This is a genomic window from Lysinibacillus sp. NPDC097868 (assembly GCF_044761135.1).
In the GTDB taxonomy this organism is placed as follows: domain Bacteria; phylum Bacillota; class Bacilli; order Bacillales_A; family Planococcaceae; genus Lysinibacillus.
Genome location: NZ_JBIWBS010000001.1, coordinates 2,765,424 through 2,790,613 on the forward strand (window position 1 = coordinate 2,765,424; position 25,190 = coordinate 2,790,613).

Annotated in this window: 21 protein-coding genes; 1 reads left to right on the forward strand and 20 read right to left on the reverse strand. The window is 37.8% G+C overall.

All coding sequences use genetic code 11. From position 1 onward, the window contains the following. Positions 1-6 precede the first annotated feature (6 nt). From mutM to citZ, 13 genes are all read right to left on the reverse strand, one after another. Positions 7-879, reverse strand: a complete 873-nt coding sequence (gene mutM / locus ACIQXJ_RS13950; protein ID WP_403054551.1) for a bifunctional DNA-formamidopyrimidine glycosylase/DNA-(apurinic or apyrimidinic site) lyase — start codon at positions 877-879, stop codon at positions 7-9. 12 nt (positions 880-891) lie between these two features. Next, positions 892-3,519, reverse strand: a complete 2,628-nt coding sequence (gene polA, locus ACIQXJ_RS13955) for a DNA polymerase I (RefSeq protein ID WP_403054553.1) — start codon at positions 3,517-3,519, stop codon at positions 892-894. A 197-nt stretch (positions 3,520-3,716) separates the two neighbouring features. Next, complete coding sequence (locus ACIQXJ_RS13960; RefSeq protein WP_403054555.1) at positions 3,717-4,148, reverse strand: DNA polymerase I; 432 nt, start codon at positions 4,146-4,148, stop codon at positions 3,717-3,719. A 387-nt stretch (positions 4,149-4,535) separates the two neighbouring features. Beyond that, entirely contained in the window at positions 4,536-5,537 is a 1,002-nt protein-coding gene (gene hflC / locus ACIQXJ_RS13965; protein WP_403054557.1) for a protease modulator HflC, read from the reverse strand. Continuing rightward, the gene (hflK, locus tag ACIQXJ_RS13970; protein WP_403054559.1) at positions 5,537-6,526 is read right to left on the reverse strand and encodes an FtsH protease activity modulator HflK; all 990 of its coding nucleotides are present in this window, start codon (positions 6,524-6,526) and stop codon (positions 5,537-5,539) included. The genes hflC and hflK overlap by 1 nt, the downstream gene beginning before the upstream one ends. Before the next feature lie 402 nt (positions 6,527-6,928). Next, positions 6,929-7,642, reverse strand: a complete 714-nt coding sequence (locus tag ACIQXJ_RS13975) for an LrgB family protein (RefSeq protein ID WP_403054561.1) — start codon at positions 7,640-7,642, stop codon at positions 6,929-6,931. After that, positions 7,639-8,004, reverse strand: coding sequence for a CidA/LrgA family holin-like protein (locus tag ACIQXJ_RS13980; RefSeq protein WP_401009033.1), 366 nt, complete (start codon positions 8,002-8,004; stop codon positions 7,639-7,641). The genes ACIQXJ_RS13975 and ACIQXJ_RS13980 overlap by 4 nt, the downstream gene beginning before the upstream one ends. Positions 8,005-8,247: 243 nt before the next feature. Next, entirely contained in the window at positions 8,248-9,801 is a 1,554-nt protein-coding gene (gene pnpS, locus ACIQXJ_RS13985) for a two-component system histidine kinase PnpS (protein ID WP_403054564.1), read from the reverse strand. After that, positions 9,798-10,514 (reverse strand): response regulator transcription factor, encoded by a 717-nt coding sequence (locus ACIQXJ_RS13990; RefSeq protein ID WP_340823083.1) that lies wholly within the window; start codon positions 10,512-10,514, stop codon positions 9,798-9,800. Before ACIQXJ_RS13990 ends, pnpS begins: the two co-directional genes overlap by 4 nt. A 55-nt stretch (positions 10,515-10,569) precedes the next feature. Beyond that, positions 10,570-11,010 (reverse strand): MaoC/PaaZ C-terminal domain-containing protein, encoded by a 441-nt coding sequence (locus ACIQXJ_RS13995; RefSeq protein WP_401009035.1) that lies wholly within the window; start codon positions 11,008-11,010, stop codon positions 10,570-10,572. 193 nt (positions 11,011-11,203) lie between these two features. After that, the gene (mdh, locus tag ACIQXJ_RS14000; protein WP_403054566.1) at positions 11,204-12,142 is read right to left on the reverse strand and encodes a malate dehydrogenase; all 939 of its coding nucleotides are present in this window, start codon (positions 12,140-12,142) and stop codon (positions 11,204-11,206) included. A 172-nt stretch (positions 12,143-12,314) separates the two neighbouring features. Continuing rightward, a complete protein-coding gene (gene icd, locus ACIQXJ_RS14005) occupies positions 12,315-13,577 on the reverse strand; it encodes an NADP-dependent isocitrate dehydrogenase (protein WP_401009037.1) in 1,263 nt (420 codons plus the stop codon). 80 nt (positions 13,578-13,657) lie between these two features. After that, complete coding sequence (gene citZ, locus ACIQXJ_RS14010) at positions 13,658-14,773, reverse strand: citrate synthase (RefSeq protein WP_401009038.1); 1,116 nt, start codon at positions 14,771-14,773, stop codon at positions 13,658-13,660. Positions 14,774-15,024: 251 nt separating this feature from the next. Here citZ and ACIQXJ_RS14015 point away from each other — a divergent pair, with 251 nt between their 5' ends. After that, entirely contained in the window at positions 15,025-15,990 is a 966-nt protein-coding gene (locus ACIQXJ_RS14015; RefSeq protein ID WP_403054569.1) for an AI-2E family transporter, read from the forward strand. Here ACIQXJ_RS14015 and ACIQXJ_RS14020 read toward each other — a convergent pair. The 7 genes from ACIQXJ_RS14020 to dnaE all read right to left on the reverse strand — a co-directional run bounded on the left by ACIQXJ_RS14020 (position 15,974) and on the right by dnaE (position 25,182). Continuing rightward, entirely contained in the window at positions 15,974-16,363 is a 390-nt protein-coding gene (locus ACIQXJ_RS14020; RefSeq protein ID WP_403054571.1) for an FxsA family protein, read from the reverse strand. The two genes, ACIQXJ_RS14015 and ACIQXJ_RS14020, sit on opposite strands and share 17 nt — an antisense overlap. 156 nt (positions 16,364-16,519) lie before the next feature. Beyond that, positions 16,520-18,280 carry a pyruvate kinase gene (gene pyk, locus ACIQXJ_RS14025; protein WP_401009041.1) on the reverse strand — a complete coding sequence of 587 codons (1,761 nt, stop codon included), beginning with the start codon at positions 18,278-18,280 and terminating at the stop codon, positions 16,520-16,522. Between the two features lie 27 nt (positions 18,281-18,307). Next, the gene (pfkA, locus tag ACIQXJ_RS14030) at positions 18,308-19,267 is read right to left on the reverse strand and encodes a 6-phosphofructokinase (RefSeq protein ID WP_401009042.1); all 960 of its coding nucleotides are present in this window, start codon (positions 19,265-19,267) and stop codon (positions 18,308-18,310) included. Between the two features lie 228 nt (positions 19,268-19,495). Further along, a complete protein-coding gene (locus ACIQXJ_RS14035) occupies positions 19,496-20,452 on the reverse strand; it encodes an acetyl-CoA carboxylase carboxyltransferase subunit alpha (RefSeq protein WP_403054573.1) in 957 nt (318 codons plus the stop codon). Continuing rightward, entirely contained in the window at positions 20,445-21,302 is an 858-nt protein-coding gene (gene accD, locus ACIQXJ_RS14040) for an acetyl-CoA carboxylase, carboxyltransferase subunit beta (protein ID WP_403054575.1), read from the reverse strand. The genes ACIQXJ_RS14035 and accD overlap by 8 nt, the downstream gene beginning before the upstream one ends. A 21-nt stretch (positions 21,303-21,323) precedes the next feature. Continuing rightward, positions 21,324-21,965: a FadR/GntR family transcriptional regulator gene (locus ACIQXJ_RS14045; RefSeq protein ID WP_401020693.1), complete on the reverse strand. Its 642-nt coding sequence runs from the start codon at positions 21,963-21,965 to the stop codon at positions 21,324-21,326. A 133-nt stretch (positions 21,966-22,098) separates the two neighbouring features. Continuing rightward, positions 22,099-25,182 (reverse strand): DNA polymerase III subunit alpha, encoded by a 3,084-nt coding sequence (gene dnaE, locus ACIQXJ_RS14050; protein ID WP_403054577.1) that lies wholly within the window; start codon positions 25,180-25,182, stop codon positions 22,099-22,101. Positions 25,183-25,190: the final 8 nt, after the last annotated feature.

Consider the following 25,190-nt stretch of genomic DNA (forward strand, 5'->3'; position numbering starts at 1 on the left):
TCCCCTTTAATGTTGACAATTTGGACAAAATACAGATGTACGTCCACCAATTGTCATTTGACTCGTCTCTGTACCACATACCGGGCATATTTTCTTTCCATACATTTGTAATCGATTTTGCATGCTCCCTGCTTCACCGTTAATATTTCGATAATCCGAAATTGTCGAACCTCCTGCTTCAATGCTTTGACGCAGAACATCAACAATTGCTTCAAAAAGTGCACGTTTGCGCTTTTCACTTATGCGGTTCATTTTGCGGGCAGGGTGCATTTTTTGGGCAAACAGCGCCTCTGTGGCATATATATTGCCACAGCCCGAGATAACTTGTCCGTCCATAATTACTTCTTTAACAGCCTTTTTCTCATATTTCGGTAGCAATGATTTAGCTATAAAATAATCGCTCGCAGCCTCATCAAACGGTTCAGGCGCCATTTTTGTTAGTGGTGCATGATCTTCTATTTTCGTTAAAAACCGCAGCTCACCAAAACGACGAATATCAGAGTATATTAAATAGCCACCGTCTGCCATTTGAAAAGTCGCATGAATATGCTTTTTAAATTTTTCCTCATTGATATCTTCAGGAGTGTCCACAATAAACCATGCACCTGTCATGCCTAAATGACTGACCAAAACATAGGACAATTCCTCTTTCATCAAATGAAAAAATATATATTTTGCACGACGCTCAATTTTCGTAATCTTCATTTGAGATAATGCCATCTCAAATGCATCCGGCTCAGCTTGCTTCACTATACATTGCTTTCCTTCATCATAAGAAAAGCGAATAACTTCTGAAAGCTGTACCTGCTTTATTGTGCGACCTTCAATTTCTGGCTTTAATGCCTGTACGACACCTTCTACCTCTGGTAATTCAGGCATTTTAACTCCTCCTTACTTTGCATCGTACCATGTTGCCCCAAAGTCAAAATCCACTTTCAATGGAACATTTAGTTCAATGGCATTTTCCATTACTTCTGGTACGATTTTTTCTAGTAATGCAATTTCTTCCCTAGGTGCTTCAAAAATTAATTCATCGTGTACCTGTAGAAGAAGCTTTGCTTGCATGTTTTCCTTTTTCAAGCGTGCATCCATATCTATCATTGCTTTTTTAATAATGTCTGCAGCACTTCCTTGAATTGGTGTATTCATCGCTGTACGCTCCGCAAAACTACGTAAATTGAAATTCGAACTTGTAATATCCGGTAAATAACGACGGCGATTTAATAGCGTTGTGACATAACCATTAAACTTCGCATCTTGTACAATTTCATCCATATATTTTTTAACACCTGGGAAGCTGGCAAAATATTTCTCAATAAAAATAGCTGCTTCCTTACGTGTGATATCTAAATTTTGTGATAACCCATAGTCACTAATTCCATAAACAATCCCAAAGTTAACTGCTTTAGCAGCCCTACGCATATTGCTATCAACTTCTTCTGCAGTAACATGGAAAACATCCATCGCTGTACGTGTATGAACATCCATGCCTTCGCGGAAAGCTTCCACTAAGTTTTTATCCTCAGACATATGTGCTAAGACACGCAATTCGATTTGTGAATAGTCGGCAGAGAAAAGAATCCAATCTTCTTGTGATGGCACAAATGCCTGACGTATTTTACGACCTTCCTCTAAGCGTATAGGAATATTTTGTAGATTAGGATCTGTTGAACTTAGACGGCCTGTTGACGTTAGTGCCTGCTGGAAGCGTGTATGCACTTTACTGTCCGCTTCATGAATTTCTTTTAGCAAGCCTTCAATGTAAGTAGATTGTAACTTACCAAGCTGACGGTACAATAAAATATGCTCGATAATAGCATGTTCTGGCTTTAATTTTTCCAACACATCAGCCGCTGTGGAATAACCTGTTTTCGTTTTTTTAATGACTGGCAAACCAAGCTTATCAAAAAGTATAACGCCTAACTGCTTTGGTGAATTAATATTAAACGCTTCTCCTGCTTCAGCATAAATTTCTTGCTCAATAACGACTAGCTTATTACTCAACTCTTGCCCCATCGTTTCAAGTGTTGAACGGTCCACTGTGATGCCTTCGCTTTCCATCTCGCTTAAAATCGAAGCCAATGGTAATTCTAGGTTTTTATACAAGTCAAACTGTTCATTTTCCTTTAGCAATGCCTCTAGCTTAGGTTGTAATTCCCACACAGCAAACACTTTTCGACTGGCATGTTCAGCTAAAATTTCGATAGCAGGAATAGCACGTTTTGCTCCTTTTCCATATACCGCCTCATTAGCTTGCACTTCACGATATCCAAGGTCTTTTGCTAGTGTAGCCACATCATCACCGCTGAGTGCCGGATTATTGATATAAGAAGCTAGCAATAGGTCAAACTCGACACCTGCTAAACGAATGCCTACTCGTTTCAAAGCTGCCTGTGCTGCCTTCGTATCTGAAATATATTTAGTTTTAGTTGCATCCTCTAGCCAACGACGAAGTTCATCTGATGTAGAGACCACATCGAATGGCACATAAAACGTATTAGTACCATCCGTTAATGCGATACCTAACTGCTGACATGTATGATAATGCTCGTCCTCTAACTCTAAATGTATCGCCATGACATCCTTTAATTGCTCTGGCTTTACCTCTTGCATAATGTCATAGTCAAATGGAGCACGTTGTTCTTCTTCCACAGAAAAATCACTTTTTTCAAGTAGTGATTTGAAGCCAAGCTCTTGCCACACACTAATTAGCTCTTCTTCATTTGGTCCACTGTAAGCAAGATCATTAAAAGTTACTTCAATTGGTGCCTCTGTGAAAATTGTAGCAAGCTGTTTACTCATAAGAGCCTGTTCTTCATTTGCAACTAGCTTTTCTTTCATCTTTGAAGCTTTTAACGTATCCATTGCTTCATATAGTGCCTCAACTGAACCATGCTCTTTTAGCAATTTAACTGCTGTTTTTTCTCCAACACCAGGTACCCCAGGAATATTATCCGAAGCATCCCCCATGAGACCCTTCATATCTATAATTTGAAGAGGTGTTAAGCCATACTTTTCTTCAATAAATGCAGGCGTATTTTTTTCAATTTCAGTAATACCTTTTTTCGTAATGTACACTGTTACCTTCTCTGTTGCCAGCTGGGTTAGGTCACGATCTCCTGACACGATAATTACTTCCATATCCTGTTCTGCTGCTTCTTTCGCTAATGTTCCTATAATATCGTCGGCTTCGTACATTTCAAGTTCATAACGCTTAATCCCATAAGCATCGATAAGTTTACGAATATAAGGAAACTGCTCTGATAGTTCTGGTGGCGTTTTTTGACGGCCGCCTTTATATTCTGTAAATGTATCGTGACGGAACGTTGTTTTACCTGCATCAAAAGCAACGAGCATCTTCGTAGGTTGCTCTTCCTCTAAAATTCTTTGCAACATTGTTGTAAAGCCGTACACAGCATTCGTATGAATACCGCTATCATTCGTTAGTAATGGCAACGCAAAAAATGCACGGTAAGCTAAACTATTACCGTCTAGTAATAGTAATTTTTCCTTAGTCATTTTATTATCCTCCTGAAGTCGTCGTTCTTTTAATTGTAAAACGAAAACGTATGTTTGAAAATGCTCTTTCCTCTACTTTATCGGGAAAGTAAACTTTTTACCAATCATAGGACGCATATCAGTTAAAAAATTCATGTGTTTTTTCTGCTAAATCCATAAAAAAAGTCAATTGCAAATTGCAATCGACTCACCTACTATTATTGACTTACGTTATTAACTCTTTCTTTACAGTGGAATATTTCCTCATAAATAACTGTCATAATGAAAGCATTCATAAAAGCAATAACGAAAAATAAAGGCATTCCACCTAGCGTTAAATGTGTTAGCCCTGTACTAAATACCATAATCACACCGATTTGTGATAGGAAGAAAATAAAACCAATTCCAACTTGCCATATTGGACGTTTTTCTTTACGTTTCTCATACCAGAACATTTTTTTGAAAACTTTTCGTACATCCTCTGCAATGACTAAACCTAATAAAAACAAAATTACAAAAAATACCGGAATATAATAAACACTTTTCGTCACCCATGCAAAATCAGTTATACGGAAGAAAAGTGTAAAAAGTGATGCAATACTACAAGCAATCCCTAAATTTTGGAGCCACGTGCTAAAATATATTTTCACAGCTATTACCCCCCATTAATCATTTCTAAACATCATCATTTTATCAGAAAATAGCAATCTATGACACCACCAATTATTTGTTTGCATTATTTTCTCTGTTTTGGTGCCAGGCACTTTAATCGGAACAAAAGAGAAAAAGTGTTAGATTGACTGCCATCAATCTAACACTTTTATTTGCTATACAGTCGATGTCCGCTACGGCGGTGCTTTCCGCGGGCACACCGTAAGCTGCAACCGCAGGAGAGACCACCTTCACTACCATCAACTATTGCTCTGCTCACTTCAAATTTTATCTATTACAAAAGAATTAATAACTGGTCCCTCTTCTTAAAATTTCAAGTTATATTAAGGTATATTCTTTATTAAACCCCTGCAAGGATTACAATATTATTCTATATAGCCTGATAATAGTTTTGCATATGGTGAAGTTGAAGGCAGTATGATGACCGTATCCTCACCAACTGTTTTCTTATATGATTCTAATGTGCGGTATAGTGAATAAAATTCAGGATCTTTCGAAAATGAGCTATTGTAAATTTTCGCTGCCTCCGCTTCTCCTTCCGCTTGAATCAATGCCGCTTCTTTATTTGCTGTAGCTAGCATCTCTTGCACTTCTCTATCTGTTTGTGCTTCAATTCGGCGTTTATCCGCATCACCTTCAGATAAATACAGCTGTGCAGTAGATTGACGTTCAGAAACCATGCGCGTAAAAACAGACTGCTCGTTTTCTGCTGGTAAGTCCGTTCGACGAATGCGCACATCTACTACTTCAATACCGTACTTATCGTTTAGTAATAGTTCATTCACACGCTCTGTAACACGGTCATTTAAGCTACCTCGTGAGGAGTTTTCATCATTAATGATTTCATCGTATCTTAGTTGACCAAGCTCTGTTCGAATTACCGAATAAATAAACTCCTCCATCCTAGATTCCGCCTTCGTAAGCGTTCCAGCATTGGAGATTAGCGCTTTCGGATCTGTAATGCGCCAAACTGCATAGTTATCAATTATGATACGCTTTTTATCCTTTGTATTAATTTCTTCCTCTGAAATATTATAAGTTAATTGATTTTTCGGAAGTGTTGTCACGCTTTGAATAAAAGGCACCTTCATTTTCAAGCCTGGATCACGTTCAAACTTTACAACTTCACCGAACTGCCGAACTACTGCGTATTCAGATTCTTTTACAATATACACATTAGCAAAGAGAATTACCGCAACAGCAAAAACAATCGTTAAAGTTACAACAAGAGAAAGGTACTTTTTAGGATTTAACGGGCCCTTTTTTGACATCTTAATTACCTTGTCTCCATCACTAGAAGCAGTATTTTTTGATTTCCCCGATAAAAAACTTAGAAATTTTTCAAGATCTTTATTTTTCTGGTCCATTAATTACCGCTCCCTTCTTTTTTCTCTGGCGATGATTGTTGCTCTGTTGGTGCTTGTTGTTGTATGGTTGGTTGTAACGCCTGTAGTGGCAAATACTTCATCGTACTACCATCATCATTCATAATATAAATTTGTGCCTTAGGTAACACATTTTCAAGAGTTTCTAAAATTAAACGTTCACGTGTAATTTGTTGATTCCCTTTGTATTGCTCATACATTTTATTGAAAACTGCTACATCCCCATGTGCTTGTTCAATACGTGCTGTTTTTGCACCATTTGCTTTTGAAATAATCGCATCTTTTTCACCATTCGCTTCACTAATTCGTTGGTTTTTGTATTTTTGAGCCTCATTTGTTTTTGTATTTTTTGTCTCACGTGCGTCTGTTACGGCTGTAAATGCCGCACGTACCTCTGCATTCGGTAATTCTACATCCTGCAATTTGACACCTAATACACCAATACCAATATCATATTTTTCTACTAGTGAAACAAGTAATTCTCTTGTTTTAGCTTCAATATCTGCTTTTCCATCTGTTAGCGCAGCATCAATAGTCGAGCTACCAATTATGGAGCGAATCGCGCTTGATGTAGCGCTATGTAAAATTTCTTCTGGATTTTGTGCATTAAATAAGTACTTTCGAGGATCTGTAATTTTCCATTGAACAACAAGATCTGTTAGAACAATATATTCATCACCTGTAATCATTTTCGTTTCTGCATCAAAGGCTTCTAATTCGCCTTCTTTATTTTGCTTATAACCAAACTGTAAACTGAATGTTTCTCTCGATAAAATCTCAACTGATTGTACCGGCCAAGGTAATTTAAAATGTAAGCCTGGATTTGTGACCATTTCATCAGCACGACCAAATGTTATGACAACAGCTTGCTCCGATTCATCGACTGTGTACCACGAAGTAAATACAGCGATAAGTGCTACAATGCCGAATATCCCAAGTCCTACCATCATTAGTGTCTTTTTCACACCCATGTCTGTTCCTCCCTTTTGCTTAGTACTATTGTATACGGTATAGCTTTTAAAAAGATTCAAAATAATTTCATAAAGTGAATTGCTTAAACGTTTTTATATTAAATACATATAAATGAAAATATCGGCTCCTAAATCGTAAAAATCCGCTTCGCTTTCCGCGGGCACAGTATAAGCCGCAGGAGTCTACGTGGATTTTTACTTGGAAATACATATAGAATTTACTAGCAGTGCTGTTGAATACAAAATTGTTTGAGTGACTGGCACAAGCATCATTTTTTGCGTTCGTGTGGACGCGTTCTCAATCAGTACATCGTAATCAGGAGTTTGACTAGCTTAGAAATTGTTTGTAAATTGTTTGAGTGACTGGCACTTATAAATAAAAATTAAAAAATCCTGTCACCATTAAGGTAACAGGATATTCATAACTAGGTGTTCTAATACTGGGAAAAATGTAGTTGATAAAACAATACTAATTAAGGCGGCTACAATCATCGCTAAACTAGCAAAGGTACCTTCTAGTTCTCCCAATTCAAATGCTTTTGATGTACCAGTACCATGCGCACCCATCCCAAGCATTAAGCCCCTTGCAGATGGCTTTTGGAAACGGCATATTCGAATAACCATTGGTGCAATCAAACTACCCAAAATACCTGTTGTCATAACAAAAACAGCAGTAAGTGTAGGTGATCCTCCTATCATATTGGAAATATCCATCGCAATAGGAGTAGTGACCGAACGAGGCACTAAGCTATGAACAAGTTCATCATTTAGACCAACAACGCGTGCTATGATAAAAGAAGAGGCAATTGCAACAGCTGACCCGACAGCAATGCTAAAAATAATTTCAAAAGCATGTTTTTTTAATAGATTAAAATTTTTATAAATCGGTACAGCGAATGCAACTGTTGCAGGCCCCAATAAATTAGACAAAATGTTTGCGCCTGCATTATATGACTCATAAGATGTACCGGTTAATAGTAATAATACAATAATAATTAATGGGCTAATCAATATGGGAGTAAGCCATTCTTTAGGAAACTTTTGATAGAATGCTTTGCAAGCATAAAAAATAGCAATGGTTCCTAGTAAACTGATGACAGCAATAACTATACTCATATAGCGTCACCCTTCTTTCTCTCTAACCACTGTGCAGTAAAACCCGTCACTAACATCACGACGAATGCACTTACTACAATAACAACTACAACTTTCATACCTTGTATACCGATTAACGCATCATAATCAATGACACCTATCGCTGAAGGAATGAAAAACAATAACAATTCACTAAGTAATAATCCTGCGCCTAACTCGATCCATTCTAGTTTAATAAGATGAAACTGTAATAGTAAAAATAATAAAACAAGCCCAATTATACTACCTGGAATCGGCAAGTGAAGTAAACGCGCAATGCTATTTCCTATAAATAACACTATATAAAGATAGCCAATTTGCACGAAACTTTTGACGATTTTCATGGTCAACCTTCTCTCAATTTTTTATGCTACTATACTTTACACCTAAATCACTGATGTGTAAAACAGAAAAGAATCCATCCCCTAAAAATAGGAAACAGATTCTTTCTGTGGTGAAGCTAAAGTAGTAACCATAAAAATCTTCATTCAAGCATAGTTAGATTTCAAAATTATTTTCATCTTATTGTATAAAATAGGGGGTTTCTATAAAATAGTATAGCCCTCTATTTTGAATCTTATATATTATTATTGTAAAGAATTTGTTAATTTTTTCGGAATCATTACAATCATCTTTGTGCCAACGCCAACTTTACTTTCTACCTGAATCCGTCCATGATGTGCCTCCACTAGATGCTTCACAATGGCTAGCCCTAACCCAGTTCCACCGGAATTTCTGCTACGCGCACGATCGACACGATAAAAACGTTCAAAGACGCGTGCAATTTCATTCTTTTCTATGCCGATACCTTCATCTTCAATTTCAATAATTCCATATGTGTCATTTTCCTTCAAGCGAATCGTTACTGTTGTATTTTCAGGTGAATACGTAATCGCGTTTGTAATGAGATTCGTAACAATTTGAATAACCCGATTGGCATCCCCCATTACTTCTACATCACGGGCAATATCCACTTGAAAACTCATATTTTTTTCATCGAGCCGAGGACCTGTTAATTCTGCTCCACGTATAAGTACATCCTGCAAGCCCATTGGCATAATATTTACAGTGAATCCATGTTGTTCTATTTTAGAAAGCTCTAATAAATCTTGGATAAGCATTTGAAGACGATTGCTCTCCTTATGCATAATTTCTAAAAAGGATAGTAGCATCTTTTCATCTTTATAAGCACCATCCAGTAGAGTTTCAGAAAAGCCTTTAATCGATGTAATCGGTGTACGTAGTTCATGCGATACATTGGCTACAAAATCTTTACGAATTTGCTCAAGTCGAACAAGCTCCGTAATATCATGCATGACAATGACAACGCCTAGCCATCGTCCGTGATCACCAATTACTGGTGCACCATATACTTCTTTATTGTATAGCTCTTGTTGTACTTCCATCTTTATTTGCTGTCGATATGGCATTTCCGTTAAAAACACGTGGTCAATAAATTGCTCAAGTGTTTTCGGTAATCCAATCGTGCGGAAGACTTTTCCTTGCACATGCTCAAGTTGCATGCCAAAACGTTCTAAAAACACTCGATTAACGATTGATATGTTGCCTTCACGACCAATCATCATAAGTGAGCTACCCATGTTTTCAATTAACGTTTTTAGCCTTTCTTCCTCTACCTCTCTTATCGTCGTAATATCCTGTAAATTACGAGCTAAAATGTTGATAGAATGGCTCAGTGGCATCATGCGCTCATGCTCATTTTCGTGTGCACGAGCACGATAATTTCCTTTTGCCAATTCAAGTGCCGTTTCCGTCACATTATCAATCGGTGCGGTGAAATTTCGAATCATATAGCGACTTACAACAGCAATTAATATAAGCGTAATTGTAAATAGTATCGCTAACACACCAAAAAGCCTCGCACGTACATATGACAGCAGTGAGTCCTTCATTTCGTTTGTTTGGGCTGCAAATAAAGCTTTCTTATCTTCCTCAGATAAGGAAATTTGCCGTTCATCAAGTACTTTTTCCATTGCTTCTTGACTATATGAACTCGATCGATCATTGTATTGTTCTACATAAACAGGAAAAAGCTGACCTATAACAATCATTAGGACAGCAAGAATTGTTCCGAGCGAGAGCATGAATGTCAAGAATAAGCGGTTGCTCATTGATTTCATGAAGTTTTCGGCTCCTCAAATTTATAGCCAAGACCACGAATTGTTTTGATAAACATCGGCTTACGACTATTTTCTTCAATTTTATCGCGGAGGTGACTAATATGCACATCCACAATACGAGTATCGCCTGCAAAATCATATTTCCAAACAGCACTCAATAACTGATCACGAGTTAATACACGATTTTTATTTTCTAGTAAATAAATGAGTAGCTCAAATTCCTTCGGTGTAAATTCAAGTGCTTCTTCTTGTAAAAATACTTCAAAACGCTCAGGAAATACACGCAGTTGACCAAACTCATACATTTTTTCTTGAGGCTCATCCTTATCCTCTATTACAACATTTTGTGTAAATCTTCTTAAGACTGCTTTGACACGTGCTAAAACTTCCCGTGGACTAAAGGGTTTTGTCATATAATCATCTGCCCCTAGCTCCAAACCAAGCACCTTATCGAACTCATCATCTTTTGCCGTTAGCATAATGATTGGTGTATTCATACGTTGCTGACGAATTTGTTTACAAACTTCCATGCCATCCAGCTTAGGGAGCATCAAGTCCAAAAGGATTAAATCAGGCTGTATTTCCATTGCTTTATTTAACCCTTCTAAACCGTCTGCTGCTGTTTCAACTAAATAGCCAGCCTGTTCTAAATTATATTTTAATAAGGTCGCAATAGAAAATTCATCTTCTACAACTAAAATAGTTTTTGTCATGTATATTGCCTCCGTTAGTGATTTGAAACCCCCATTTCAAATCTCAAGACGCTCGCTATAATGCCAGTGGTGGTGTCACCAGCAATGTACCTTCAATTACAAGCTGCTTTTGTTCATTATAGGAGAGCACAGAAACGGTAATGGTATTCTGTACTTTATTTACTTCTGTTACCTCTAGAAGCGTATCGAACAATTCATAATGATAGAGTGGCCCTAAATAGGTTAAATGTTGTTCTATAATACGCGCACCAGGTCCTGGAATATACTTCGACACAGCTGACGTAATAATGCCATTTAACATAATAGTTGGTACAATCGGCTTTTTAAAAGGCGTCATCGCTGCATAATCATGTTGAATGTAAAGCGGATTATTATCATTTGTAAGTCCTAAATAAAGCAATAAATCCTTATCTTCTATTTTTTCAGTAATATGAATCTTCTCGCCAACTGTAATTTCATCAATAGTGAGACCAAGCTTACTGTTCTTTTGAAGCAAAGATACGCCAACCCCTTTTCTATCATACTACCTTCATAGTATCAATTTTATTCTAAAAGTACAATGAAAAGCAGAATAACCATTTTATGTGTATGCATATTATGAAGAATAATAGAGGCTGTTTTTAAAGTTTCTTTATGCACAATAAAAAAATCGAGTAAGAATGATTCCTACTCGATTTCATAAGCTTTTATTAAGCTAAAACTTTCATAACTGTTTTTACGGCTTCAGCAGAGTTATCCAATTCTGCCTTTTCTTTGTCAGTTAATTCAAGCTCGAAGATTTTTTCGATACCATTAGCACCTAGTAATGTTGGTACTCCTAAATAAATATCGTTGTACCCATATTCGCCTTCTAAGTATGCGATTGATGGTAGGATACGCTTTTGATCTTTAATAATTGCTTCAGCCATTTCAATAAGTGCTGCTGCTGGAGCATAGTAGGCAGAACCATTTCCAAGTAAGTTCACGATTTCTGCACCACCATTGCGCGTCCGGTCAACGATTGCTTCTAAACGCTCTGGGGCAATTAAAGTTTCTAAAGGAATACCGCCAGCAAACGAATAACGAGTAAGTGGCACCATTGTGTCACCATGACCACCTAATACAAAACCAGTGATGTCTTTTACAGAGATGTTTAGCTCTTCTGCAACAAAAGCACAGAAACGAGCAGTATCAAGTACACCAGATTGACCGATTACCCGATTCTTAGGGAAACCTGTTTCTTTGAATACTGTGTAAGTCATCGCATCAACAGGGTTTGTTAATACGATAATGGTTGCATTTGGCGAATGTGTGGCGATTTCTTTTGAAACAGTCTTCATAACACCTTGGTTAATTTGAACTAAGTCATCACGGCTCATGCCAGGTTTACGGGCAACACCCGCAGTAATAATTACTACATCAGAATCTGCAGTGTCTGCATAGTTAGAAGTACCTTTAACAAAAGAATCAAAACCTTGTATTGGAGCAGCTTCCCACATGTCTAAAGCCTTACCTTTTGTTGGGTTTTCAGCTTGTGGAATATCTACTAATACAACATCGCCAAGTTCCTTTTGCGCTGCTAAAAATGCTGCAGTAGCGCCGGTGAATCCGCCACCGATTACTGAGATTTTTTTACGTTTCAAAGTCATTTGAATACGCTCCTTTTTTAGGTTGTATGCTAAAAAAGGGAGGAGAATAAATTCTCTCTCCCTCCATTAAACCAGGTACTAATATTACTGTAGCAAACCAATTTTACATTAAACAAATATCAGTTAACCACGCTGGATTGTTACAGTGATAATTTTTACAGATTCGTAAAAATTATAAGTTTTTAATTAGTTCGTTAGCGAATTCTGAACATTTCACTTCTGTAGCGCCGTCCATTAAACGAGCGAAGTCATAAGTTACAACTTTTGAAGAGATTGTATTCTCTACAGATTTAGTGATCATGTCAGCCGCTTCTTGCCATCCTAAGTGTTCAAGCATTAATACACCTGAAAGTAACACTGAAGATGGGTTTACTTTATCTTGACCAGCATATTTTGGTGCTGTACCGTGAGTAGCTTCGAAGATTGCGTGACCAGTTACGTAGTTAATGTTCGCACCTGGAGCAATACCGATACCACCAACTTGTGCAGCTAATGCATCAGAAATATAGTCACCATTTAAGTTCATTGTTGCTACTACATCGAACTCAGTTGGACGAGTTAAGATTTGTTGTAAGAAGATATCAGCAATAGAATCTTTTACTAAGATTTTACCAGCTGCTAAAGCTTCAGCTTGTGCTTTGTTTGCTGCTTCTTCACCTTGGTCAGCTTTGATTGCATCATATTGGTTCCAAGTGAATGTTTGATCAGCAAATTCAGTTTCAGCTAATTCATAACCCCATTTTTTGAATCCACCTTCAGTGAATTTCATGATGTTTCCTTTGTGAACTAGTGTCACAGATGGACGGTTATGTTTAATTGCATATTCGATAGCAGAACGAACTAAACGCTCAGTACCTTCTTTAGATACTGGTTTTACACCGATACCTGAAGTTTCTGGGAAACGGATTTGATTTACACCAAATTCTGATTGTAAGAAGTTGATGATTTTTTTAGCTTGTTCAGAGCCTGATTCGAATTCGATACCAGCATAGATGTCTTCTGTGTTTTCGCGGAAGATAACCATATCAACGTCTTCTGGGCGTTTAACTGGAGAAGGTACTCCATCAAAGTGACGTACTGGACGTAGGCAAACATATAAATCAAGTTGTTGACGTAATGCTACGTTTAGAGAGCGGATACCACCACCGATTGGAGTAGTAAGAGGACCTTTAATTGCAATTAGGTATTCGTTAATTTTATCTAAAGTTTCTTGTGGTAACCATTCACCAGTTTGGTTGAATGCTTTTTCACCAGCTAGAACTTCTAACCATTCGATTTTCTTTTCACCGTTATAAGCTTTTTCTACAGCTGCGTCAATTACGCGAGATGCTGCTGCCCAAATATCTGGACCGATTCCATCACCTTCGATGAATGGGATTACTGGATTGTTTGGTACATTAAGTACGCCGTTTTCAACTACAATTTTGTTTGACATTGTTGTTGCCTCCTAAATTCATAATCATAGGACTGTGTTATAGGTAACACAGTCCCAAATATTCTAGCATATTTTCCAAATTAGCGCTCGCTGATTGGAACATATTTTTGCATACCTGGTCCAACATACTCTGCACGTGGACGGATCAGGCGGTTGTTAGCATATTGCTCAAGAATATGTGCTACCCAACCAGAAGTACGTGAAACTGCAAAGATTGGTGTGAATAGGTCATGATCGATGCCTAAAGAATCGTACACTGATGCAGAGAAGAAGTCTACGTTTGCAGGTAGTTTCTTTTGTTCAACAATCATGTCATGGATTTTAACTGACATTTCATAAAGCTCTGGTTTACCAGTTAGTTCAGTTAATTTTTGTGACATTACACGTAAGTGTGGTGCACGTGGGTCGCCTTTGCGGTATACGCGGTGACCGAAGCCCATGATTTTTTCTTTGTTATCTAATTTATTTTGAATGTAAGATTCAACGTTTTCAAGAGAACCAATTTCAGTTAACATCTTCATAACTTGCTCATTTGCACCACCGTGAAGTGGTCCTTTTAATGCGCCGATAGCTGCAGTTACACCAGAATAAACATCTGATAATGTAGCTACACATACACGTGCAGTAAATGTTGATGCATTTAATTCATGGTCAGCATGTAATACTAACGCTTTATCGAATGCTTCTACTTCGATTGGTGCTGGCTCTTCACCTTTTAACATATATAGGAAGTTTGCTGCATAGCTAAGTTCTGATTTAGGTTGAATTGGCTCTAAACCTTTACGTACACGTGCAAATGCAGTAACAACAGTTGCAATTTTAGCTTGTAGACGAATTGCTTTACGGTAGTTAGCTTCTGGATCCATAACATCCGCTTCTTCATCGAATACACCAAGTAAAGATACTGCCGTACGAAGTGCAGCCATTGGATGTACAGTTGAAAGTGGGTAAGTTTTGAATTGGTCTACAATTGCTTGTGGAATAGACATGTTGTCTGCCAATTGTTGTTTTAATTCAGCAAGCTCGTCCGCTTTAGGTAAACGAGTATGCCAAAGTAGGTAAATTACCTCTTCAAATGATGCGTTATCTGCTAAATCATCAATGTTGTAACCAACATATGTAAGTGTGTCATCGATAATTGAACTGATTTTAGATTCCGCTGCTACGATACCTTCTAATCCTTTTGTTGCTGACATAAATTATCGCTCCCTCATACTAATAATTTTTGTTGTAAACGCTTTTTCAACCATAGCATTTACGTTTTTGCTCACATGAACCATTAAGTAAATCGCTTACATTGTTATTATAATCATTTTTGACAGCTTTGTGAATGAAAAACCTTCAAATTAAGAAAAAGTCGGACGAGCGACTATATAAGCGTACTAAAGAGGGTATTTTGTATATTTTGACAATATATTTTCATTTGAATTGGGGTGAAATTGTTAAAATGAGGAATATTAAATATTTTTCATACGAAAGAACTATTAATGTTTTATTGTTTATTTTTTATTTAGTCATTCTTTGGTTCGTTTTACCTGTATCACTTGCTATATTTTTATCATTTACAACATATCCTATAATAAATTTCCTTCATAAGTACTTTAAAATCAATTACTGGATTGCCGCTATTATCGTGGAAATATTGATACTTTCTTGTATAGTTCTCCTCATAGTCATCTCAATAAACAGTATTATACTCATCTTTCCTGAAATACGTGACACACTTCAAAACTTTCCATTGTTCACTGAGTATGAATCCATATTTATTCAGTTTTTGCAAGAAAAATCAATGTCTATTTTTGATTCTATCGTCGTTTATACTGCAAATTTATTTCAAATATTTATGAAGCACGTCATTGAAGTTTTTATATTCCTTGTAGCTTATTATTTTGCATTAATCGAAACAAGAAAATCTCGTTACTGGTTCTTTCAATATGTCCCCAAAAAATATAGAAATCAATGGCAATCTCATTTTTCGAAAGTCATGCAACTTTTTCATTACTTTGTATTTGTAGAATTTCAATTATTTACGATAACATTACTTATACTTTGCGCGGGCTTTATGATATTTCAATTTGAACAAGCCATTATTAAAGCATTTATTGTTGCATTTGCTGATGTACTGCCCTTCTTTGGTATCGGTGTCTTTCTTGTACCAATGAGCATTTACTTCTATTTCAATGGCAACACCTTTTTATGTGGTGCAATTTTACTGTTGTATTTGTTTGTTCAACTAACAAGGCAGCTCGCTGAATCTATGCTTTGGTCAAATACGTTGCAATTACGAACGTTTCATACGTTTTTCATCAGCGCTGCCTCCATCTTATTATTTGGCTTTTACGGTATTTTACTCAGCCCAATTTTTTTATTTTTAGCTGTTAAGCTGAAAGAAAAGTCTATTTTTGAACGATAATAAATTGACCTTTTTTCATTCTTTTACGCATCCAATAAAATACAAGTGGTTGGAACAATTTACGTGTCACTGGTAGCAGCATTAATAAACCGATTACATCTGTTATAAAACCTGGCAATGCTAAAAGCACACCGCCACTAAAATTCAACATCGCATCCACTAATACTGGTCCAGGCGCTTCTCCTCGCGCTACCATATGTTTTACGTTTTTCACTGAATTAATACCTTTATTTTTCGCTATATAAATGCCAATGATAGTCGTTGCGACAACAAGCAATAATGTATTGAAAACGCCAATATTTTGACCAATAACTATTAATAACGCCAGTTCGGCTAATGCATATACAACAAAACTAAGAAAAAATTTTTTCATATTTTTCTCCTTTCTATTGAAAAAGCTATACCTTCTATACGTTATTATAGCCCAATAAGTTTCAACTAAAAAATAATCAGGCGTAAATACTATTTTTTATTGTTATTTAAAAGGCTCTAGTACGGTTACCCCATACTAGAGCCTTTTTACTATCCATTAAAGTACGCTTGCATGTCCCTTATAAATAACACCTGTTTCAGCATCCATTGTTATTTCTTGACCGTGGCGAATTAATGTTGTTGCTTCTTTTACACCGACGATTACAGGAATACCAAGGCTTAGCCCTACTACAGCGGCATGACTTGTCAGTCCGCCTTCCTCTGTAATTAGCCCGATACAATTTTCAATAGCTGGCATCATATCACGATCTGAACCGACCGTTACTAAAATACATCCTTCTGTATCATACGCTAATGCCTCAGCTGCATTTTTTGCTACAACTGTATTACCAATTACTGACGCTTTGCCAATCCCTTGACCACGCGCAAGTAAATCGCCAATAATGTGTACCTTCATTAAGTTTGTAGTACCAGCTTCCCCTACAGGAACACCTGCTGTAATAACAACTGCATCACCATGATTTACAAAACCATGCTTCAAGCTTTCGTCAACTGCTAGTTCTAAAATTTCGTCTGTCGTTGTAACGCGCTGACAAACTACAGGATAAACACCCCATACAAGTGTTAGTGTATTTGCAGTGTTTTCAGAGCCTGTAACAGCCACAATCGGCACACCAGGACGATATTTTGCAATCATTCTAGCTGTGTTTCCACTTTCTGTTGGTGCTAGTACAGCTTTTACGCCTAAGTTTATCGAAGTATATGCTACTGCCTGAGAAATAGCCTCTGTCATATTTGCTTCTTTTTCACGACTACGTGTAGAAACGATTGCTTTATAATCTAATGAATCTTCTGTACGTTGTGCAATTTTGTTCATTGTTTGTACGGATTCAACTGGGTATGTCCCTGCTGCTGTTTCACCAGATAGCATAATCGCATCTGTTCCATCAATAATGGCGTTGGCAACGTCACTTGCTTCAGCTCGTGTTGGACGAGGATTACGTTGCATAGAGTCTAACATTTGAGTTGCCGTAATAACTGGTTTGCCAACTTGGTTACATTTTAAGATTAATTTCTTTTGAACTAATGGTACCTCTTCAGCTGGAATTTCTACGCCTAGGTCACCACGTGCAACCATTAATCCGTCAGATACTAAAATGATTTCGTCGATATTATCGACACCTTCTTGGTTCTCGATTTTCGGGATAATTTGAATATGACTACCGCCATTTTGCTCAAGTAATTCGCGAATTTCTAATACATCCTTAGCTCGACGAACGAATGAAGCTGCAATGAAATCCACACCTTGTTTAATACCAAATAAAATATCTTGTGCATCTTTTTCAGTAATTCCAGGTAGTTGAACTGAAACCCCAGGGACGTTAACACCCTTCTTATTTTTTAAGACACCCGCATTTTCTACTATTGTGTGAATAAGCCCTTTTTCCGTATCTGTTGCTAACACACGTAATTGAATTAAGCCATCATCTAATAAAATAATTGAGTTCTGTTGTACGTCTTCGATCAGTCGTTCATACGTTACAGAAAAACTTGCCTCTGTTCCTTCTACTTCCGTCATCGAAATGTCGATTACCTGACCTGCTTTTAAATGTAGTTCCCCATTTTGCATGTTATGCGTACGAATTTCAGGTCCTTTTGTGTCGAGCAAAATACCTACTGGTTTCCCTAATTTGTTTGCAACTTCACGAATTAAATTAATACGCACTTCATGTTCTTCATGTGAACCGTGTGAAAAATTCAAGCGGGCTACATTCATACCTGCCTCAATTAGTTTTTCTAAAATTTCTGGTGACTCACTTGCCGGACCAATTGTACATACGATTTTTGTTTTTCTCATTCTCTGCCCACTCCGTTTTACGCAAAATTATATTGATAGTTCTTTCATTAAAGTATATAAGCTTACATCAGACTCATGATTCTTTTCAAAAGCCTCTGGCATATCATAGTCAATAACTGTATGGTTGCGTATTCCTACAGCTCGACCAGATTTACCTTCCATTAATAATTCTACCGCATGTGCACCAAATTGACTTGCGAGGACACGATCACGTGCCGTTGGAGAACCACCGCGTTGAATATGACCAAGAACAGAAACTCGCGTCTCTTTCCCCGTTTTTTCTTTCAGTAATTTTGCCAACTCGCTACCTGACATTACACCCTCTGCCACAATAATGATACTATGCTTTTTCCCTCGTGCTTCACCACGCTCTAAGCGTGATACGATGTCGTCTAAATCATATTCTTCTTCAGGAATTAAGACCGTTTCAGCACCTGCTGCAAGCCCTGCCCATAATGCGATATCACCTGCATCTCGCCCCATTACTTCAACAATAAAAGAATTTTCATGGGAAGTCGCGGTATCACGAATTTTATCGATTGATTCTACGACTGTATTGAGCGCGGTATCAAAGCCAATTGTGTATTCTGTTCCAGGAACATCATTATCAATTGTGCCAGGCACTCCAACAGCTGGAAAACCTTTTTTCACAAGATCCATTGCACCTCGGTAAGAACCATCACCACCGATAACAACTAACCCTTCGATACCTGCTTCACGCATATTAGCAATTGCTTGCTGCTGAACAGCATCTTCCTTAAATTCAGGGCACCGTGCTGAAAATAAATTGGTACCTCCTCTTTGAATGATGCCACCTACAGAACCTAAATCAAGGGGCTCAAAAGATCCTTTTATTAAACCTTCATAGCCATGCTTAATTCCAACAACATCCATTCCGTGATAAGCTGCCTTACGAACGACTGCTCGAATGGCTGCGTTCATGCCAGGGGCATCTCCACCACTTGTTAATACGGCAATTTTTTTCATTGTCGAACAACCTCCTGCAGTGTTATCTAATATTATTCACATTAACACGAAAAAACAAACTATGTAAGGGTTCTAGAGCTAGAAAAACATAACTTTTACATAAAAAATGAAAAGAATGCGCTTTCACACACTCTTTCCATCACAAAGCATCTAAAATTTAACATTTTATAAAAATATTTCGCTTTAATTTAACGGATTAGACCTTTAGAGCATCGCCATGTGATTTGTCTATTCTTCTATATATTGTCCGATTTTTTTAAATTTATCATATCGATCTTCAATTAATTGCTCACCATCTAAAGAATTTAATGCTTTTAGTGTATCGCTAATACATTCTTTTATATAGATTGCCTGCTTCGCCACATTGCGATGTGCTCCGCCAGTTATCTCAGGAATAATACCATCAATCACACCAAGCTCTTTTAAATCAGGGGCAGTAATACGCATTGCTTCTGCTGCTTGCTTAGCAAGGCTACCATCACGCCATAAAATTGAAGCAGCACCTTCTGGAGATATAACAGAATAAGTAGAGTTCTCTAACATGTAAACGCGATTTGCTACGCCTAAAGCTAGGGCACCACCACTACCGCCTTCTCCAATAACGATACTAATGACTGGTACTGATAATCCCGCCATTTCTACTAAATTACGAGCGATCGCCTCACTCTGACCACGCTCTTCCGCTGCTTTACCAGGGTAGGCACCTTTTGTATCAATGAAACAAATGATTGGGCGATTAAATTTCTCTGCTTGTTTCATTAAGCGCAACGCTTTACGATAGCCTTCTGGATGGGGCATACCAAAATTACGACGAATATTTTCTTTCGTTGATTTACCACGTTGGTGTCCAATAACAGTGACAGGTTGTCCTTCAAAAAGGGCAATCCCGCCTAGAATCGCTGCATCATCTCCAAACGTACGATCTCCATGTAATTCAATAAAGTTTTCACACATAGCTTCAATATACTGTAACGTTGTTGGACGTTCAGGATGTCTTGCTACTTGCACGCGATCCCACGGCTTCATATTGGCATAGATTGATTGCTCGAGTTGCGTTAAACGCGTTTCTAGCTTTTCAATCTCCCCTGTCATATCTACGTCCGCTTCAGCAGCAATTGTTTTTAATTCATCAATTTTTTCGCGCAGTTGAACTACTGGCTCTTCAAAAGCTAAATTTTTAGACATGTTGCACGCCACCTTTCGTATGCATTTTTACAAGCACAGATACTTGTTTCCGTAAATCTTTACGATGGAAAATGGCATCCAGTTGACCATGCTCTAATAAAAATTCTGCTGTTTGGAAATCACTCGGTAGTTTTTCTCTTACCGTTTCTTCAATTACACGTCTTCCTGCAAAGCCGATTAGTGCCTGAGGTTCTGCAATATTGATATCCCCTACAGAGGCAAAGCTTGCAGAAACACCACCAGTAGTTGGGTGCGTTAAGATTGAAATAAATAATAAGCCTTGATTGCTATGACGTTTTAAGGCAACACTTGTTTTCGCCATTTGCATTAAAGAAAGAACACCTTCTTGCATACGGGCTCCACCACTTGCAGTGAAAATAATAAACGGCAAACCTAATTCAGTTGCTTTTTCAACCGCACGTGTTATTTTTTCTCCAACAACTGAGCCCATTGAACCCATACGGAAATGAGAATCCATTATCGCTACTACAACCTCTTCACCATCAAGCGTACCTAAACCTGTCAATACAGCCTCATTTAGACCTGTTTTTTGTTGATCGGCATTAATTTTCTCAACATAGGCAGGGAAATTAAGCGGATTACTTGTTTGTAAATGGTCGTCCATAGAAACAAATGATCCTTCATCTAAGAAATAGTCAACACGCTCTTGTGCAGTCATTTTAAAATGATGGCCACACTTCGTGCATACTTTATGATGCTTTTCTAATTCTTTTGTTAACTGAATATGACGACATTCTGGACATTTTGTCATGAGTCCTTCTGGAAATGCCTTTTCCTGACCATCCTGTTTCTTTTTTCGATTTGCGTTAAATATGTCGCGTATTGCCATGTTTGACTCCCCCTTTATTGTCTAAAAAGTTTGACCAGTACCCATCCACTGCTCGTAAGCTAGTAATGCTTCTTTTTCATAGCCAAGTTGCATCGATTTCAACATCGTTTGAAGGATTAGTTTTTCATCTTCCGTTGAGTTTCGATTTAAACGGTCACCGTCATATGCTGCAAGTTGAAACCAGATTTTCAGCGAAAGCCGATTGCCTGACGTAACTAATATTTCTCGCAATACATCACGACAATTTACTGTTCCTTCAATTTCCAGCTTCACAAAAAAACTATCCCACACAGGTAGTGTACGAAGAATCTCTGTACAACTTATTACGCGAATTGCTTCCTTTTCATGAATTTGTCGCGTTAATTCGACATCTTTTTTTGATTTTTCATCTTCTAATATAAACATCGACAGTACTTCTACAAGCTGATGCTTATGTGTTGAGGCAAGAAATGTACCTCCACCGTGTCGCGTTTCAATGAGTCCAAGTAACTCTAAACTGCGCAGTGCCTCCCTTACAGAGGATCGCCCAACACCTAACCTTTCTGATAAAACACGTTCAGAAGGAAGCTTCTCTCCAGCTTGAATTTTTTCCATTCGAATAAGTTGACGCAATTGCTGAACGATTTCTAAAAACACTTTTTTTTGTTCGGTTTGTTTATCCATATGATTAACTCCCGTTATCAAAAAGTGGTCTGACCACTTTTTTTAGCATTGACTACATCTTACAAAATAACTGTTTAAAAGTAAAGAAAAAACTGCATAAAATTCTATGCAGTTTCTAAAATCTTGTTTAATTTCATATCTTTTTAGTCGATTGTGCATGTTTTACTTTCACTTGCGATTTTCCAAAACGTTTTTCAAGTGTACCTTCAATATAAAGCAATTCATCTTCTATCAAAATTTCCTGTACTAGTTGAAATACTTGTGGAAATAGGGTTACTGATACAATTCCAAATTCATCTTGAAGTTGGACAAAGGCCATTTGCTCTCCTTTTTTTGTCCTTATTTTTTTCACTTCTTCAATTAAGCCTATCATTTTTACATACGTTCCTTCACGCGCATACTTCAGTTCAGCACATGTTACAGTAACGTCTCCCCAGTAACTTCTTTCTTCAGTAACTGGATGAGCAGATATATAAAAACCTAAACATTCTTTCTCATGCTGGAGCTTTTCCTTCTGAGACATCGCTTCAGCTTGCATATACTTCGGTTTCCCAAAATTAAAGGCAGTTGCCGTTTCTATATCTACATCCTCTGTTGGGCGCACCAGCTCTGCCTGTTTTAATGCTGCCTCTAAGGTAGCCACAAGTACAGCACGATCCTTCTCTAAATAATCGAGCACACCTGCATAAACGAGAGACTCCATTACATTCGGTTTAAAATGCTGCGCACTTAAAGCTACAGCCAAATCAAATAAATTATGAAAGGCATCTGGATTCGTTTTACGTAACGTTACTACTTTCTCTAAAAAGGTGTGCGGTACACCTTTAACGCCAGATAAACTATAGCGAATTCCATCCTTTTCTACTAAAAAGAATTTAGTACTTTGCAATAATGATGGCGGGTAAAACGGAATGCCTTTTTCCTTCGCTTCCGCAACAAGCTGTTGAATTTTTTCTACATTTCCTGTCGCATTTGTTAATAATGCTGCATAAAAGCTTTGTGGGTAATGTGCCTTTAAATACGCCATATGATACGAGATGACACTATAAGCAACAGCATGACTTTTTGGAAAGCCATAGTCCGCAAAGCGTACAATTAGCGCATAGACATCCTCTGCAACTTGCCGATCAAAACCTTGTCTCAATGCTCCATCTACAAAGGCAGTGCGTTGCTCCTCTAGTATATCGCGATTTTTCTTACTAACCGCACGGCGTAATAAATCCGCCTGCCCCATCGTAAAACCGGCCATAGTCGCAGCAATTTGCATAATTTGCTCCTGATAGACAATTACACCAAATGTTTCACGTAAAATCGGCTCCAGCAACGGATGTGGCATCGTTACATGTTCTTTGCCTGCCTTTCTTCTTGCATAGACAGGAATAAATTCCATCGGTCCTGGACGATAAAGTGCATTAACAGCAACAATATCTGAAAAATGCGTTGGATGAATATCACGTAATGCTTGTTTCATGCCATCTGACTCTAATTGGAAAATACCTACTGTATCTCCTTTTTGAAGTAACTGAAAAGTGCGCTCATCATGCATAGGGATAAGATCAAACTCTATCCACGGTCCCCCTGCTTTGTAAATAGACCAACGTACTTGCTCTAAAATTGTTAGATTGCGCAACCCTAAAAAGTCCATCTTTACAAGCCCACGTTCTTCCACGTCTCCCATCGGCCACTGGGTACAATAAATCCCTTCATGTCCATCCTCAATTGGGACTGTATCAACTAATGGCGTCGGTGCTAAGACAATGCCTGCAGCATGCGTAGAAGAATTTCTCGGCAAGCCTTCTAATCTTAAAGCTACGTCAAGCCAACGTCGGTGGTATTCATCTTCAGCTAACCAACTTTGAAAGTTTTGTGACTCCGCTACAGCTCTTTGTAAAGTCATACCAGGTTTGTTCGGAATCATTTTCGATATTTTTTCCATCACTTCAGCATCAAATCCAAAAACACGTGCTACATCTCTCGCCACTGCTTTCGCAGATAAAGTGCCAAACGTAATGATTTGCGCAACATTAGCCTTGCCATATTTTTGTGCGACGTATTGAATCACTTGTTGTCTTTTACTGTCAACAAAGTCAATATCAATATCCGGCAATGTTACACGTTCAGGATTTAAAAATCGTTCAAACAATAATCCATAGGCAAGTGGATCTACCTGTGTAATGGAAAGACTAAATGCAACAAGCGAGCTTGCCGAAGAGCCACGTCCTGGTCCAGTTAAGATACGATTTTCTTTGGCAAAGCGCATAAAATCTGCAACGATTAAAAAGTAATCAGCATAGCCCATTGAACATATAATTTCTAGTTCATATTGCAGTCTATCACGATAAATTGCTGGTACCTCAGATAGCTTTAAGCGCTCTGCTAAGCCAGAAAACGTTTCTTTTACAAGCAAACTTTCGGCTGTTTCACCCTCTTGGATCGGAAATTTTGGCATTTGAACATGCTTTTCAGGAATTTTCGCTACACAGCTAGCAAGCATGCCTACACTTGCCTCAATCCATTCAGGACGGTCTAAATACCATCCCTTCCACTGTTCCTCAGTTGGCGCAAAATAGTTTTCTAAATGAGCTGTTAGCATTGTGTCTTGAAGTTTTTCCCCTGTATCAATTGCTCTAGCAACCTCATAAGCAAAATGATCTTCAGGTTGTAAAAAATAACAACGCTGAGTAGCTACGATTGAAATATCTTTTGTCTCGCACCAATGTGAAATCATAGCTTCATTGTCTGCTATTATGCCTCCTGGTCTTGCAATCCCTACATATAGACGTTTTCCAAATAGTTGTTGTAAAGCACTTGTTATTTCTACCCATTCTGCTATTTCCGCTATATCCATTGCCGAAAGTAACGCTATACAACCCGCTGCATAGCCTTCAAGCCATCTCCAAGGCAATACCTCATCTTCTCGAATAGAAACAGCACTACTAATCTTTAAAAGATGCTGGTAACCTTCCTGTGTTTGTGCATACAGTACGAGCGGTATTATTTTATTATCCCATTGCACCTTCACCGAAAGCCCTATAACAGCATGAATATTAGCCTGCTGCATAGCTTTACAAAAAGGCAAAAGCCCGTACAACTTCGAATTGACGATTGCACAGGCCTGCGTATTTTGTTCTTGTAAAAAAGGGATCAATTGTTCAAGCCGAATCGTGCTTTTTAATAAATCCGCGCTCGTATGCATTTGTGTATATACATGTGTCAAAAGAATCC